General features: G+C 68.8%; 15 protein-coding genes. 2 read left to right on the forward strand and 13 right to left on the reverse strand.

The features are described 5' to 3' along the window. Positions 1-6 precede the first annotated feature (6 nt). From metK to mihF, 5 genes are all read right to left on the reverse strand, one after another. Positions 7-1,218: a methionine adenosyltransferase gene (gene metK, locus ABZ195_RS13300; protein ID WP_355218550.1), complete on the reverse strand. Its 1,212-nt coding sequence runs from the start codon at positions 1,216-1,218 to the stop codon at positions 7-9. Between the two features lie 112 nt (positions 1,219-1,330). Next, positions 1,331-2,587: a bifunctional phosphopantothenoylcysteine decarboxylase/phosphopantothenate--cysteine ligase CoaBC gene (gene coaBC, locus ABZ195_RS13305; RefSeq protein ID WP_355218314.1), complete on the reverse strand. Its 1,257-nt coding sequence runs from the start codon at positions 2,585-2,587 to the stop codon at positions 1,331-1,333. Positions 2,588-2,602: 15 nt separating this feature from the next. Beyond that, on the reverse strand, positions 2,603-2,899 hold the full coding sequence (gene rpoZ / locus ABZ195_RS13310; protein WP_355218316.1) for a DNA-directed RNA polymerase subunit omega: 297 nt from the start codon (positions 2,897-2,899) through the stop codon (positions 2,603-2,605). Between the two features lie 49 nt (positions 2,900-2,948). Next, positions 2,949-3,518, reverse strand: a complete 570-nt coding sequence (gmk, locus tag ABZ195_RS13315) for a guanylate kinase (RefSeq protein WP_355218318.1) — start codon at positions 3,516-3,518, stop codon at positions 2,949-2,951. 29 nt (positions 3,519-3,547) lie between these two features. Further along, entirely contained in the window at positions 3,548-3,871 is a 324-nt protein-coding gene (gene mihF, locus ABZ195_RS13320; protein WP_057165041.1) for an integration host factor, actinobacterial type, read from the reverse strand. A gap of 626 nt (positions 3,872-4,497) precedes the next feature. Here mihF and ABZ195_RS13325 point away from each other — a divergent pair. Next, entirely contained in the window at positions 4,498-4,848 is a 351-nt protein-coding gene (locus tag ABZ195_RS13325) for a hypothetical protein (protein WP_355218320.1), read from the forward strand. Positions 4,849-4,909: 61 nt separating this feature from the next. Here the strand turns inward: ABZ195_RS13325 and pyrF are convergent, their stop codons facing one another. The 7 genes from pyrF to pyrR are packed head-to-tail and all read right to left on the reverse strand — an operon-like array spanning position 4,910 to position 13,566. Next, positions 4,910-5,725, reverse strand: a complete 816-nt coding sequence (pyrF, locus tag ABZ195_RS13330) for an orotidine-5'-phosphate decarboxylase (RefSeq protein ID WP_355218322.1) — start codon at positions 5,723-5,725, stop codon at positions 4,910-4,912. After that, positions 5,722-9,069, reverse strand: a complete 3,348-nt coding sequence (carB, locus tag ABZ195_RS13335; RefSeq protein ID WP_355218324.1) for a carbamoyl-phosphate synthase large subunit — start codon at positions 9,067-9,069, stop codon at positions 5,722-5,724. Before carB ends, pyrF begins: the two co-directional genes overlap by 4 nt. Beyond that, the gene (gene carA, locus ABZ195_RS13340; protein ID WP_355218326.1) at positions 9,069-10,199 is read right to left on the reverse strand and encodes a glutamine-hydrolyzing carbamoyl-phosphate synthase small subunit; all 1,131 of its coding nucleotides are present in this window, start codon (positions 10,197-10,199) and stop codon (positions 9,069-9,071) included. The genes carB and carA overlap by 1 nt, the downstream gene beginning before the upstream one ends. Further along, entirely contained in the window at positions 10,196-10,696 is a 501-nt protein-coding gene (locus ABZ195_RS13345; RefSeq protein ID WP_355218328.1) for a transporter, read from the reverse strand. Before ABZ195_RS13345 ends, carA begins: the two co-directional genes overlap by 4 nt. Next, entirely contained in the window at positions 10,693-12,006 is a 1,314-nt protein-coding gene (locus tag ABZ195_RS13350) for a dihydroorotase (RefSeq protein WP_355218330.1), read from the reverse strand. Before ABZ195_RS13350 ends, ABZ195_RS13345 begins: the two co-directional genes overlap by 4 nt. Continuing rightward, positions 12,003-12,959 carry an aspartate carbamoyltransferase catalytic subunit gene (locus ABZ195_RS13355; RefSeq protein ID WP_355218332.1) on the reverse strand — a complete coding sequence of 319 codons (957 nt, stop codon included), beginning with the start codon at positions 12,957-12,959 and terminating at the stop codon, positions 12,003-12,005. Before ABZ195_RS13355 ends, ABZ195_RS13350 begins: the two co-directional genes overlap by 4 nt. Before the next feature lie 31 nt (positions 12,960-12,990). Beyond that, positions 12,991-13,566 carry a bifunctional pyr operon transcriptional regulator/uracil phosphoribosyltransferase PyrR gene (pyrR, locus tag ABZ195_RS13360; protein WP_355218333.1) on the reverse strand — a complete coding sequence of 192 codons (576 nt, stop codon included), beginning with the start codon at positions 13,564-13,566 and terminating at the stop codon, positions 12,991-12,993. A 115-nt stretch (positions 13,567-13,681) separates the two neighbouring features. Between pyrR and ABZ195_RS13365 the strand changes: the two genes are divergently transcribed. Next, positions 13,682-14,890 (forward strand): serine hydrolase domain-containing protein, encoded by a 1,209-nt coding sequence (locus tag ABZ195_RS13365; RefSeq protein ID WP_355218335.1) that lies wholly within the window; start codon positions 13,682-13,684, stop codon positions 14,888-14,890. 10 nt (positions 14,891-14,900) lie between these two features. On the opposite strand, the gene ABZ195_RS13370 is transcribed toward ABZ195_RS13365, so the two are convergent. Next, positions 14,901-15,593, reverse strand: coding sequence for an SDR family NAD(P)-dependent oxidoreductase (locus tag ABZ195_RS13370; RefSeq protein ID WP_355218337.1), 693 nt, complete (start codon positions 15,591-15,593; stop codon positions 14,901-14,903). Positions 15,594-15,636: the final 43 nt, after the last annotated feature.

The raw sequence follows: 15,636 nt of genomic DNA on the forward strand, positions 1-15,636 counted from the left end.
ACGTCGTCAGACGGACGCCTTGAGCTCCTCGACCTTGTTCGTCCGCTCCCACGGCAGGTCGACGTCGGTGCGGCCGAAGTGACCGTAGGCAGCCGTCGGCGCGTAGATCGGGCGCAGCAGGTCCAGATCGCGGACGATCGCCCCGGGGCGAAGGTCGAAGACCGAGGTGATGGCCTTCTCGATGCGGGCGGGGTCGACGGTCTCCGAGCCGAACGTCTCGACGAACAGGCCGACGGGGGCCGCCTTGCCGATGGCGTAGGCGACCTGCACCTCGACGCGCTCGGCCAGGCCGGCCGCGACGACGTTCTTGGCCACCCAGCGCATCGCGTACGCCGCGGAGCGGTCCACCTTCGACGGGTCCTTGCCGGAGAACGCGCCGCCGCCGTGACGGGCCCAGCCGCCGTAGGTGTCGACGATGATCTTGCGACCGGTCAGACCCGCGTCGCCCATGGGGCCACCGAGCACGAACTTGCCGGTCGGGTTGACCAACAGCCGGTAGTCCGAGGTGTCCATCGACTCGTGGTTCAGGTCGGCCAAGACGGTGTTGACGACCTTCTCGCGGATGTCGGGGGTCAGGCCGGCCTCGAGGTCGATGCCGTCCGCGTGCTGGGTGGACAGCACGACCGTGTCCAACCGGACCGGGGTGGTGCCGTCGTACTGCACGGTGACCTGGGTCTTGCCGTCGGGACGCAGATAGTCGAGCACGCCGCTCTTGCGGACCTCGGTCAGCCGGCGCGCCAAGCGGTGTGCGATCGCGATCGGCAGCGGCATCAGCTCGGGCGTGTCCTTGATGGCGTAGCCGAACATGAGCCCCTGATCGCCGGCGCCCTGGGAGTCCAGCGGATCACCGGCACCCTCCACGCGCGCCTCGTGGGCCGTGTCGACGCCCATCGCGATGTCGGGCGACTGCGCGCCGATCCCGATGTTCACGCCACAGGTCTCGCCGTCGAAGCCCTTCTCCGAGGAGTCGTAGCCAATTTCGAGGATGCGCTCGCGCACCGTCTTCGGGATGTCGGCGAACGCCTCCTTGGCCGTGGTGGTGACCTCGCCGACGACGTGCACCTGACCGGTGGTCACCAGGGTCTCCACCGCGACGCGGGACTTCGGATCTTGCGCCAGCAGCGCGTCGAGCACCGAGTCGCTGATCGCGTCGCAGATCTTGTCGGGATGTCCCTCCGTCACCGACTCACTGGTAAACAGCCGACCTTTGCTCACGATGTCATCCCCTTCTAAAGCTTAGTTGTGCGAATCATATCGATACCTTGCTGCAGCCAAGCGTGCGCACCGGAGGGCCGCAACCCTTACGCGCAGGGTGCCTACGACGAGTCCGTCACTCCGCCCGGTCTCCGAGGAACGCAGCGATCGCGTCCACGATACGGCTAGACATCAGCGTCTTCGAACCGTGCTCCAGTGCGACGTCGTTGCCGTCGGCCGCCAGGAGCCATCCGTCGTTGTTGTCGACCTCGAAGGCCTTGCCCTCGCCGACGGCGTTCACGACGAGGAGGTCACAGCCCTTGCGCTGCAGTTTCGCCCGCGCATGGAACAGCACGTCGCCATTCGCGTCGCCGGTCTCCGCGGCGAATCCGACGATGGCGGCCATGTTGGGCAGTTGGCCGTCCGCGCGGGCCCGGACCACACCGGCCAGCACGTCATCGGTCCGGGTCAATTCGATGACGGGCGCCGAGGCGGCACCGGGCTCGTGGGACTTCTTGATCTTGCTGGTCTCGACGTGGGTGGGCCGGAAGTCGGCGACGGCGGCGGCCATGACGAGGACGTGGGCGTCGGGCGCGTGCTTGGAGACCGCGTCCTGGAGTTGGTGGGCCGAACCCACGTGGACGACGGAGACCCCGGCGGGGTCGGCCAGACCGGCGGTGTTACCCGCGATCAAGGTGACCTCGGCGCCGCGCTGAGCGGCGACGCGGGCGACCGCGTACCCCTGCTTGCCCGAGCTCCGATTGCCGATGAATCGGACCGGGTCCAGCGCTTCGCGGGTGCCGCCGGCCGTGACGAGCACCTTGACCCCGGCAAGGTCGTAGGGCAGGGCGTCGGGGCGGTCGAGCAGGAGCTGGGCCAGCGTCGTGATCTCCTCGGGCTCCGGCAGGCGACCGGCGCCGGTGTCGGCTCCGGTGAGGCGGCCGGACGCCGGTTCCAGGACGACGTTTCCTCGGCGGCGCAACGTCTCGACGTTGGCGACCGTGGCGGGGTGGAACCACATCTCGGTGTGCATGGCCGGCGCGAACACCACGGGACATCGGGCGGTCAGCAAGGTGGCCGTGAGGAGGTCGTCGGCGCGACCGGCCACCGCGCGGGCCAGCAGGTCCGCGGTGGCAGGCGCGACGACGACGAGGTCGGCCTCCTGCCCGATGCGAACGTGCGGCACCTCGTCGACGTCTTCGAAGACGCCGGTCCGTACGGGTTGTCCGGAAAGCGCCTCGAAGGTGGCGGCCCCGACGAACCGCAGCGCGGATTCGGTCGGTACCACCCGGACCGAGTGCCCGGCCTCGGAGAGCTGACGGATCACCGTGCATGCCTTGTAGGCGGCGATGCCGCCTGCGACACCCACGACGACCCGTTTGCGCTCGGCCATGTCGAAGCCGGTGACCTAGTGTTCGCCCTCGGTGTGCTCGAGCAGGTCGCCGTGGATCTCGCGCATGGCGATCGACAGCGGCTTCTCCTGCAGACCCGGTTCGACGAGCGGTCCGACGTACTCGAGGATGCCGTCGCCCAACTGGTTGTAGTAGTCGTTGATCTGGCGCGCCCGCTTGGCGGCGTAGATCACCAGTGCGTATTTGCTCGACGCGCGGGACAGCAACTCGTCGATCGGCGGGTTGGTGATGCCCAGCGGCGTGTCGTAGGCGTTGGCGGCGTCGGAGTCGGTGCTCTCGACAGGGATTGTCACGAAGTTATCTCCTGGCGTTTTCGCTGGGGCCGTGCTGTCTGATGACTGGTCACGCCGGATCCGGCGTGTGGCCCATCAGCAAGGATACCAATTCTGAACAGGCAAATTCCAATTGCGCGTTGACCACGACCACGTCGAAGTCGTGCTGGGCGGCCAACTCGTCGCGTGCGGTGGCGAGCCGGCGCTCCCTCACCTCGGGGCTTTCGGTGCCGCGGCCGACCAGTCGGGACTCCAACACCTCCCAGCTCGGCGGAGCCAGGAAGACCGATACGGCCTCCGGCATGGCGGCCTTCACGGAGCGGGCACCGGCGAGGTCGACCTCGATGAGGACGGGTCGGCCGGCGCGGGCGGCGGCACGGACGGGTTCGGCGGGCGTGCCCGATCGGTGCAAGCCACGGTGGATCTCGGCCCACTCCAGGAGCGCGCCGTCGTCGATGAGCTGCTGGAATTGAGGGGCGGTGACGAAGGTGTAGTCCACTCCGTCGACTTCGCCGGGCCGGGGCGACCTCGTCGTCGCCGAGACGCTGAAGTAGAGATTGGGCACCCGATCACGCAGGCACCTGACGACCGTCGACTTGCCGACGGCCGAAGGACCGGACAGCACCACGATTCGACTCATCGCCGACGCCGCCCGGTCCTCCGTCGGCACTAATCTGCCGTGAAGTCGAACTTTTCCAGCAGGGCCTTGCGCTGACGATCGCCCAGACCGCGCAACCGGCGGGTGGGAGCGATCTCGAGCTCGGTCATGATTTCCTGCGCCTTGACCTTGCCGACCTTCGGCAATGCCTCGAGCAAGGCGGAAACCTTCATCTTGCCCAAGACCTCGTCGCTCTCAGCGTCCTTGAGGACCTGCTTGAGGTTGGTGCCGCCACGCTTGAGTCGATCCTTCAGTTCAGCTCGCGCTCGACGTGCGGCGGCAGCCTTCTCCAACGCTGCCGCGCGCTGCTCGTCGGTCAACTGGGGAAGGGCCACGGGTTCCTCCGTCTCTCGCCATCTTCGTACTGGCCATCATCTTCTTGTGTCTTGACTGGTTGGAGAACCAGCCAGCGACGACGACCGTACCCACGGCCGCTGACGAAAGCTAACCCCACCCCCCGGGTCTCCGGGTCAAAAGCGCAGCGTGTAGGGCAATCGGCGGATTTTCGCCGATCCTGGCCGCCGGTCCGGCTCGGCGACCCCGCAGACCGCGTCGTGCCTGTACAGCGGGTGTTTTCGGCCCCGAATCGAGTGTCGCGGGCAAGGGGCGCGGCGGACGCGTCGAACGGGCCGTCGCTCGCCGGTGCCCGATTACTGAGAATTTCCCTGGTCACCGCATGTCGGGCGTGTCGGAGACGTCCCGGCGCCCGCCCGAGCAGACCACGACCGTCACTCGGGTTGCGTCCGCCCCGTACGTCACTCCCCTGCCCGGAAGACGCCCGCCGGACCGGTGTCGGACCCATTGGTCCCGCCATCGCCCCGTGAGCAAACGGTGCTCGACCCGTTACCGAACGCACAGCCCGCGCACACGCTCGCCTGGGATCGCACCCATGTCGGCTTCGTAGCGTCGTGTCCGTGAGTCGAACACGTCTCACGGACACGTGACGAGCAGAGAGATTCTGATGACCTTCAAGCGAACCATCTACGCGTCGACGCTGGCCGCCGGAGTCGGACTGGCCGGGTTGCTCGGCGTCGGCCTCGGAACGGCGTCGGCCGATCCCGGCCAGTGCAACATGCCGGGTCAACCGGCGTGCGGACCCAACCAACACGACAACGGTCGCGGCGGCTACGACAACGACAATCGGGGCCCGAACGGCGGCGGGGCCCCCGTCGACTGGCAGCACCGCGGAGTGGACCAGGGCCGCCAGGACCACCAGCCGTTCAACTGGAACGGTCAGCAGGTCACCCCGATGCCGGCCGGCAACGGACAGGGCTGGGGCTTCTGGTTCGGCCCCGTCTGGATTCCGCTGTAGCCAGCCCGGTTCGACGCGGCGGGTCACCGGCAAACGGTGACCCGCCGCCGTCGTCTGCCGGTCAGCCCGCGAGGTGGGCGACGGCGTCGCGCATGCGCTCCGCGGCCGCGCGCACGGCACCCACGTCGGGTCCGGCCCGGAGCACCTCGCGCGAGACGGCGGGCAGCAGCGTGCCCGGCGCCGCACCACCGAGGCCGCTCAGCGCGTCGGGGCGTCCGCCCTGGGCACCGACGCCGGGCAGCAGCACGGGCCCCCCGAGGCCGCTCAGGTCGGGAACCTCCGTCAGCGTGGCGCCGATCACCACGCCGACCGACCCGGCTCCCGCCGCCCGGTTCTCGGCGCCGACGTCGTCGACGATCGACTGCGCGACCGTCCGACCCTCCGTCATCGCGCGCTGAATGCCCGCGCCCTCGGGGTTGGACGTCGCGGCGAGGACGAACACGCCGCGGTCGTGCCGGGCGGCGGTGTCCATCAGCGGTCGCAGCGATTCGAAGCCGAGATACGGCGAGGCGGTGACGGCGTCGCACGCCAGCGGCGAGTCCCCCGCCCACGCGACCGCGTATGCCGCCATCGTCGTGCCGATGTCACCACGCTTGGCGTCGGCGAGCACCAAGACGCCGGCGTCGCGCAACTCCGCGACCACGGTCTCCAGCACCGAGTAGCCGGCCGCACCGTAGCTCTCGAAGAAGGCGACCTGCGGCTTGACGATCGCAAAGCCCTCGTAGGCCCGCACGCAGACGTCGCAGAACGCGGTGAGCCCGGCCACGTCGACCGGCAGGTCCCAGGCCCGCAGCAGCTCGGGATGCGGGTCGATGCCCAGACACAGGGGGCCGCGATCGGCCATGGCCGAGGCCAGCCGGGCCCCGAAACCGGTCACGTCGCCGTTCCGCCGAGCCGACTGTGCAACTCCTGCAACGACATCACGCCGATGTCGCCGCGGATGCCCGCCTCGATCCCCTGCACCGCCGCGGACGCGCCCTGCACCGTCGTGACGCACGGAATGTTCATCGCGACGGCCGCCGACCGGATCTCGTAACCATCGACGCGTGGACCGGAGTTGCCGTACGGGGTGTTGATCACCATGTCGACCTCACCGGCGCGGATGGCGTCGACGGCGGACGCCGCCGGACGGTCGGGGCTGGGCGTCTCGAAGTGCTTGCGGACCGTGTCGCACGGAATGCCGTTGCGACGCAGCATCTCGGCGGTGCCCTCGGTGGCCAGCACCCGGAATCCGAGGTCGGCGAGCCGTTTGACCGGGAACACCAGCGAGCGCTTGTCGCGGTTGGCCACCGAGACGAACACCGTGCCGGCGGCCGGCAGCGATCCGTAGGCCGCCGTCTGGCTCTTGGCGAACGCGGTCCCGAAGTCCCGGTCGATGCCCATCACCTCGCCGGTGGACTTCATCTCCGGCCCCAGCAGCGAATCGACCTGTGAACCGTCGGCCTTGCGGAACCGGTTGAACGGCAGGACCGCCTCCTTCACCGCGATCGGCGCGTTGGGTGCGACGTCGGCGCCGTCCCCGGTGGCGGCCAGCATGCCCTCCCTGCGCAACTCGGCGATGCTGGTGCCCAGCATGATTCGCGCACACGCCTTGGCCAGCGGCACGGCCGTGGCCTTGGAGACGAACGGTACGGTGCGGCTGGCCCGCGGGTTGGCCTCCAGCACGTAGAGCACGTCGTCCTTGAGCGCGTACTGCACGTTGAGTAGCCCGACGACGCCGATGCCGTGGGCGATCGCCTCGGTCGCGTGACGTACGGCGGCGATGTCCTGCTTGCCGAGCGTCACCGGCGGCAGTGCGCACGCCGAGTCGCCGGAGTGGATGCCCGCCTCCTCGATGTGCTCCATCACGCCGCCGATGTAGACCTCGGACCCGTCGCACAGCGCGTCGACGTCGATCTCGATGGCGTCTTCGAGGAAGCGGTCGACCAGCACGGGATGCTCGGGCGAGAGTTGGGTGGCGCGGGTGATGTAGTCGCGCAACGTCTCGTCGTCGTAGACGATCTCCATGCCGCGGCCACCCAGCACGTAGGACGGGCGTACCAGAACCGGATAGCCGATGTCGGCGGCGATTCGGCGGGCCTGTTCGAAGCTGGTGGCCATGCCGAACCGGGGCGCGGGCAGACCGGCGTTCTTCAGCACCTCGCCGAACTCACCACGGTCCTCGGCCAGGTCGATCGCCTTGGGGCTGGTGCCGACGATCGGTACGCCGGCGTCGGCGAGCCGTTGGGCCAGGCCCAGCGGGGTCTGACCACCCAGTTGCACGATGACTCCGACGACGCCGGGACCGCCGGCGCCGGAGGCGGATTCGGCGTGATAGATCTCGAGAACATCCTCGAAGGTCAGCGGTTCGAAGTAGAGCCGGTCGGCGGTGTCGTAATCGGTGGACACCGTCTCGGGGTTGCAGTTCACCATGACCGTCTCGAAGCCGACCTCACTGAGCGTGGTCGCGGCGTGGACGCAGCTGTAGTCGAACTCGATGCCCTGACCGATCCGGTTGGGCCCCGATCCGAGGATCAGCACCTTCGGCCGGTCGGTCTGCGGAGCGACCTCCGTCTCGGCCGCCGGGTCGATCTCATAGCTGCTGTAGTGGTACGGCGTCTTGGCCTCGAACTCCGCGGCACAGGTGTCGACCGTCTTGTAGACCGGGTGCACGCCCAGTCGCCGACGCAGCGTGCGTACGCCGTCCTCACCGGCGAGTTCGGGTCGCAGGGCCGCGATTTGCCGGTCGGACAGGCCGCTGTGCTTGGCGGTGCGCAGCATGTCCTCGTCGAGAACGGGCGCCGAGCGCAACTCGTCCGCGAGGTGCACCAGGCCGTCGATCTGGTCGACGAACCAGGGGTCGACGCCGGAGGCCTTGGCGACCCGGTCGACCGAGGCGCCCTGCCGGAGGGCTTGCTCGATGTCGTAGAGCCGGCCGTCGGTGGGTGTCCTGAGCCGCTCCAGGAGTTCCTCGACCGACAGCTCGGGGTCGGTGCCGGTCCAGAAGCCGCTGCGGCCCGTCTCCAGTGAGCGCATCACCTTGCCGAGGGCCTCGATGAAGTTGCGGCCCAACGACATCGCCTCACCGACGGACTTCATGGTGGTCGTCAGGGTGGGATCGGCGCCGGGGAACTTCTCGAACGCGAACCGCGGCGCCTTGACCACGACGTAGTCGAGCGTCGGCTCGAAGCAGGCCGGGGTCTCCTTGGTGATGTCGTTGACGATCTCGTCGAGGGTGTAGCCGATGGCCAGCTTCGCGGCGATCTTGGCGATCGGGAAGCCGGTGGCCTTGGAGGCCAGCGCACTCGACCGCGACACGCGCGGGTTCATCTCGATGACGACGAGCCGACCGTCGGCCGGGTCGATCGCGAACTGGATGTTGCAGCCACCGGTGTCGACGCCGACCTCGCGCAGGATCGCGATGCCGAGGTCGCGCATCGTCTGGTACTCGCGGTCGGTGAGCGTCATCGCCGGGGCGACGGTCACCGAGTCGCCGGTGTGCACGCCCATCGGATCGAAGTTCTCGATCGAGCAGACCACCACCACGTTGTCGCGGTGGTCGCGCATGAGTTCGAGCTCGAATTCCTTCCAGCCGAAGATGGATTCCTCGATGAGCACGTTGGCGGTGGGTGATGCGGCGAGCCCGTCACCGGCCATCCGCTCGACGTCCTCGACCGAGTGGGCCATGCCCGAGCCCAGTCCGCCCATCGTGAACGAGGGGCGCACGACCACGGGCAGGCCGAGGTCGGCGACCGTCTCGCGGACCTCGTCCATCGTGTAGCAGACCGCCGACCTGGCCGACTCGCCGCCGACCTTGGCGACGATGTCCTTGAACTTCTGCCGATCCTCACCGCGCTGGATCGCGTCGAAGTCCGCGCCGATCATCTCGACGCCGTACTTCTCCAGTACGCCGCCCTCGTAGAGCTTGACGGCCGTGTTCAGGGCGGTCTGCCCGCCCAGGGTGGCGAGGACCGCGTCGATCTTGTTCCCGCGCGCCTCCTGCTGGGCGAAGATCTTCTCCACGAACGCCGGGGTGATGGGTTCGACGTAGGTGTTGTCGGCGTACTCGGGGTCGGTCATGATCGTCGCCGGGTTGGAGTTGACCAGGGTGACCTGCAGTCCCTCGGCACGCAGCACGCGGCATGCCTGCGTCCCGGAGTAGTCGAATTCGCAGGCCTGTCCGATCACGATCGGCCCCGAGCCGATGACCAGTACGTGCTTGAGGTCCTCGCGACGCGGCATTAGCGCTCCTCCCCTGCCATCAACTCGACGAATTGGTCGAACAGGTATGCGGCGTCGTGCGGTCCCGCCGCCGACTCGGGGTGGTATTGCACCGAGAACGCCCTTCCGTCAACGAGTTTGATGCCTTCGACGACGCCGTCGTTGGCGCAGGTGTGGCTGACGACGGCGCGGCCGAATTGCGTGTCGAACTCCTCGCCAGCCTCACCCTCGAGGGCGAAGCCGTGGTTCTGCGAGGTGATCGCGACCCGCCCGGTGGTGTGGTCGACGACGGGGATGTTGATCCCGCGGTGGCCGAAGGTCATCTTGTAGGTCGAGCGGCCCAGGGCCCGGCCGAGGATCTGATTGCCGAAGCAGATGCCGAACAGCGGGATGCCCGCCTCGAGCACCTTGCGGGTCACCTCGACGACGTGGTCGGCCGTCGCCGGGTCACCGGGGCCGTTGGAGAGGAACACCCCGTCGGGTGCGATCGCGGTGAGTTCGTCGAAGACGGTGTTCGAGGGCAGCACGTGGGTCTCGATGCCCCGCTTGGCGAAGTTGCGCGGTGTGTTGGTCTTGATGCCGAGGTCCAGTGCGGCCACGATGAAACGCCGTTCCCCTTCGGCGGCGACCACGTAGGCCGAGTCGGTGCTCACCTCTCCGGCGAGGTCGGCGCCCAGCATCGACGGCTGGCTGCGCACCCTGGCCAGCAGTTCGTCGACGTCGGCCAGGGCGTCGCCCGAGAACACCCCGGCCTTCGTCGAGCCCACGGTGCGCAGGTGCCGGACGACGGCGCGGGTGTCGATGCCCGCGATCCCGACGACGCCCTGGCGGACGAGTTCGTCGTCGAGGGTGCCGGTGGCCCGCCAATTGGACGCGCGCGGCGAGGGATCGCGTACGGCGTATCCCGCGACCCAGATCTTGTCACCGCGACTCTCGGCGTCCTCGCCGTTCCAGCCCGTGTTGCCGATCTGTGGTGCGGTGGCCACGACGATCTGGCGGTGGTAGCTCGGATCGGTGAGAGTCTCCTGGTAGCCGGACATTCCGGTGGAGAAGACGGCCTCCCCCAGGGTCTGCCCGACCGCGCCGAACGCGGTGCCGGTGAACACCCGTCCGTCGTCGAGCACCAACATGGCCTTGTCCTTCAGCCTCATGCGACCTCCCCGGTCCAGTTCGCGAGTTCGCGGCGGTCGTCGCCGCGGAACCCGGTGTCGATCTCCGTGCCCGAGGGCAGCTGCCAGCGGATGGCGAGAATTCCGTCGTGCGTCAGCGCCTTGCCGGCGATGCCCCGTTCGGTGCGAATCGCGGTGATCGACTCGTCGGGAATCCAGATGGGGCCGGTCCCGCTGCGCTGCAACATGATTCCCTCGGGATAGCGGGTCAGCACCGCCTTGGTCCGGAATCCCAGGTCACCGACGGCGATGCGATTCTGCCAGCTCGGCGCGATCGTGCTGCCGACGTAGAGACCCTTGGTGGGCGGCACGATCGCCGGGCCGACGCTGTCGGGCAGCGGGGGTAGCGCACCGATCATCTCGGCCTGCCGCTGCGCCCGGTGCACCCAGCCGCGCAGCATCTGACGGATGAAGAACGCGATCAGCAGGGCCAGCAGCGCGGCGATGATCAGCAGGGCGATCAGCGTGGGGGTGTTCATGCCGGTGCCGATCCCCCGGTCGCCGGGCTGCTGCCGTCTCGCGCAGTCACCTTGCCGCGCAACGTCGTCAGGGTCACCGTGGCCGGCAGCGTCATCGCCTCGAACGGCGTGTTGTCCGACCGGCTGGCGAGGTCGGCGCCGGTGACGGTCCAGGTCGCGTCGGGGTCGACGACGACCAGGTTGGCCGGCTCCCCCACCTCCAGGGGCCTGCCCTGGTCCGGCAGGCCGACGATGGCCGCCGGGGCCTCGCTCATCACCCGCGCGACGTCGCGCCAGGACAGCAGTCCGGGGCGCACCATGGTCTCGACGACCACCGACAGGGCGGTCTGCAGACCCAGCATGCCGGGCCGGGCGACGGCGAACTCGCACGCCTTCTCGTGGTCGGCGTGCGGCGCGTGGTCGGTGGCCACGCAGTCGATCACGCCGTCGGCCAGTGCTTGACGCAACGCGACCGCGTCGCCGGCCTCGCGCAACGGCGGGTTGACCCGGTTGCGCCCGTCGTAGGATTCCAGCACCCCGTCGTCGAGCAGCAGGTGGTGCGGCGTCACCTCTGCGGTGATCGAGATGCCTTGCTCCTTGGCCCATCTCAGCAACTCGACGGTGCCCGCCGTGGAGGCGTGGCAGATGTGCACCCGCGCCCCGGCGTCGCGGGCCAGGATGGCGTCACGCGCGACGATCGACTCCTCCGCCGAGCGCGGCCAGCCGGTCAACCCGAGTCGGGCCGCGTTCGGCCCCTCGTGGGCGACCGCGTCGACGGTGAGCCGCGGCTCCTCTGCGTGCTGCGCGATGAGCACCCCGATGCCGCTGGCGTACTCCAGCGCCCGCCGCATCACCAGCGGATCATCGACGCAGAGGCCGTCGTCGGAGAACATCCGCACCTTGCCCACGCCGGCGGCCATCAAGCCCATCTCGGTGAGCTGGGCGCCCTTCAGCCCGACGGTGACCGCGCCGACCGGATGCACGTCGACCAGACCGACCTGCTGGCCGCGGTGCCATACGTGATCGGTCACCACGACGCTGTCGGCGACGGGGTCGGTGTTGGCCATCGCGAAGACCGCGGTGTACCCGCCCAGAGCAGCTGCGGCCGAACCGGTTTCGATGTCCTCGGCGTACTCGCGTCCCGGCTCGCGCAGATGGGTGTGCAGGTCGACGAAGCCCGGTAGCAGGATCCTGCCCGCGGCGTCGACCACCTCGGCGTCGTCGGGAATCTCGACGTCGGTGCCGATCTCGGTGATCTGGCCGTCGGCGACGACGACGTCGACGGGATTACCCTCCCCGTAGAGCAGGACGCCCTTGATCACGAGACTCATGCACTCACCTCCGCACCCGCACCTGCGCCGACGAGCAGATGGAACAGCACCGCCATCCGAACGTGAACTCCGTTGGAAACCTGTTGCAGCACCGCCGATTGCGAGGAGTCGGCCACCGACGACGCGATCTCCATGCCCCGCAGCATCGGTCCGGGGTGCAGCACGACCGCGTGCTCGGCGAGGCGGGCCGCCCGCTTCTCGGACAGACCGTAGAGCACCGAGTACTCCCGGGCCGACGGGAAGAACCCGCCCTTCATCCGCTCGGCCTGCACCCGCAGCATGAGTACCGCGTCCGCGCCGGGCAGTTCGGCGTCCAGGTCGTGCGACACCGTCACCGGCCACGTCGAGACGCCGGTCGGCAGGAGCGTGGGCGGCGCGACGAGCACGACCTCCGCGCCCAGGGTGCTCAGCAGTCGCACGTTGGAGCGCGCGACGCGGCTGTGCAGCACGTCGCCCACGATCACGACGCGCTTGCCCTCGACCGAACCCAGCCGCTGGCGGATCGTCAGCGCGTCGAGCAGGGCCTGAGTCGGGTGCTCGTGGGTTCCGTCTCCGGCGTTGATCACCGAGGGGCCCGAGTCGTGGGGTTCGGCCGTCCACTCCGCAAGTCGTTGCGCCGCACCGGAAGCCGGATGCCGGATGATCAGGGCGTCGGCGCCGGCGGCACGCAGCGTCAACGCGGTGTCGCGCAGCGACTCACCCTTGGCCACCGACGAGCCCGAGGAGCTGACGTTGATGACGTCGGCGCTCATCCACTTGCCGGCCACCTCGAACGACACCCTCGTCCGGGTCGAGTTCTCGTAGAACATCGTGATGACGGTGCGGCCTCGTAGCGTCGGCAGCTTCTTGACCTCGCGACCCAGCAGTGCGTTGCTGAACCGGTCGGCGTCGTCGAGGATCGCTGTCGCCTCCTCGCGTGTGAGGTCGTCGGCGCTGAGTAGGTGCCTGGTCATCGCTGAAACTCTCTGCTCTTCGCGCGAGCGCTCATCGCTGGGGCCCTCCGTACGGTGCGATGGACACCCCGTCGACGCCGCCGTCGTCCTCGGCCAGCCGCACCTTGACGTTCTCGTGTCGCGAGGTCGGCACGTTCTTGCCCGCGTAATCGGCGCGCAACGGAAGCTCTCGGTGTCCGCGGTCGACCAGAACGGCCAACTGCACCGCTCTCGGGCGACCGATGTCGCGAAGTGCGTCCAGGGAAGCCCGCGCCGAGCGACCGGTGTAGAGCACGTCGTCGACGAGGATCACCAGAGCGCCGTCGACGCCACCCTCGGGGATCGAGGTCTCACCGAGCGGGCGTGGCGGCTTACCCGCCAGGTCGTCGCGGTAGAGCGTGATGTCCAGGGCACCCTGGGGCACTGTCACACCGCAGAATTCGTGCACCTTCTCAGCCAGGCGGGCGGCGAGGGTGACACCGCGGGTGGGAATGCCGAGCAAGATCACGCGAGGCGCGTCGGCGCCGTCGAGTGCGGTCTTTTCGATGATCTGGTGCGCGATGCGCGAAATCGTCCGGCTCACGTCCGCGGCGGACATCAATTCCCGGTCGGAGCTGGCGGCAGCCATGACTGACCCGGACCTCCTTCTCCGCCTCTCGGGACGGATCGTTAAAGGACGTCGAACTTCCGCGGCAGCTTAACACCCACCGGGCTTCCACATCTTGGCTGGTTAGGCTGGCCAGGTGAATCTCGACGGCAATCAGGCGTCCATCCGCGAGGCGATCGACGCCGGCCTGCTAGCCGGTGCCGTCACGCTGGTCTGGCAGGCCGGCAAGATCCTGCAGGTCAACGAACTCGGCCACCGCGACGTCGACGCGGGATTGCCGATGCAGCGCGACACGATCTTCCGGATCGCCTCCATGACCAAGCCGGTGACGGTGGCCGCGGCCATGTCGATGATCGAGGACGGCAAGCTTGCCCTGACCGATTCGGTGGACCGGTGGCTGCCGGAATTGGCCGACGCGCGGGTGATGGCCGATCCGGCGGGGCCGCTGGAGGCGACGGTGCCGCTGCGACGCCCCATCACCGTCGACGATTTGATGACGCACCGCAGCGGCCTGGCCTACGCGTTCTCGGTGGGGCCTCCACTGTCGCGGGCGTACGGCAAGCTGATGTTCCGCCAAGACCAGGACCGCTGGCTGGCCGAATTGGCGAAGCTGCCGTTGGCCCACCAACCCGGTGAACGATTGACCTACAGCCACTCCACCGACGTGCTGGGCATCGCGCTGTCGCGGATCGAGGGCAAGCCGCTGGCCGACGTGCTCGCCGAGCGCATCCTGGACCCACTTGGGATGTCCGACACGGGGTTCAAGGTCAGCGCCGAAGGCCGCCGGCGCGCGGCCACGATGTATCAACTCGACGAGAACGGTCGGCTGCGCGACGACGTGATGGGTCCGGCGCCGGTGACGCTGCCGACGTTCTGCACCGGCGGTGCGGGGCTGTGGTCGACCGCGGACGACTATCTCGCCTTCGCCCGCATGTTGCTCGCCGGCGGCACGGTGGACGGCGTGCGGGTGCTGTCCGAGGAGTCGGTCCGGTCGATGCGCACCGATCGACTGACCGACCAGCAGAAGACCTATCCCTTTCTGGGCATGCCCTTTTGGCGCGGTCGAGGTTTCGGACTGAACCTCTCGGTGGTGACCGACGCAGCGCAGTCCCGCCAGCTCTACGGTCCGGGCGGGCTCGGCACCTTCAGTTGGCCGGGCGCCTACGGCACGTGGTGGCAGGCAGACCCGTCGGCGGACCTGATCATGTTGTATCTGATCCAGAACCTGCCCGACCTGAGTTCGGAGGCTGCCGCCGCCGCGGTGGCGGGCAACACCTCACTGGCGAAGTTGCAGGCCGCCCAGCCGCGATTCGTCCGGCGGACGTATCAGGCGCTGGAGTCCTGAGTCGGGTCGCTCACCAGGGGACGACGGCGTTCTCGTAGTCGAGGAACTGCAGTCCACCGTCACCGGCATGGGCGATGAGGACGTCGACGACGCCGGGGACGGTGTCGTCCACGGTGAGCTTGGCGCCCGCTCCGCCGAGTTCGGTCTGAACGTGGCCGGGATTGATCAGCAGCAGCGTCCTCGGGTCGCCGGCATGGCGTGCGGCGAAGCTGCGGAAGAGTTGATTGAGCGCCGACTTGCTGGCCCGGTACACCTCGTGCCCACCCCGGGTGTTGAGCGAGATGCTGCCCTGCCGCGACGACATGACGCCTATCGTGCCCGTCTCGGGCACCAGGTCCTTCACGGCCTCGACGACCCGCAGGGGGCTGAGTGCGTTGGTGACCATGACGTCGACGAAGCTCTCCGTGCTCACCTCGGCGACCGGAACGTCGTCGTGCGCGATCCCGGCGTTGACGAACAACAGATCGAGACGCCGACCGGTCAGCCGTTCGCGCAGTCCCGCGATCTGCTCGGCGACGGTGACGTCGAGTGTCTCGATCTCGAGGCGCCCGGACCCGTCGAGTTCGTGGAGCGCGGTCGGATTCTCACCACGGACGGTGGCGATCACGTGCCAGTCGCGCCGGAGGAACTCGGCCACCATCGCAAGCCCGAGGCCCTTCGACGCTCCGACGATGAGTGCGGTGTGGATGTGGTTGTCAGCCATGTCGATGTTCAGCGGTGATCCGCGTCGATTTCATTCCCCGCGT

This window comes from Mycobacterium sp. NPDC006124, assembly GCF_040614235.1.
GTDB lineage: Bacteria > Actinomycetota > Actinomycetes > Mycobacteriales > Mycobacteriaceae > Mycobacterium.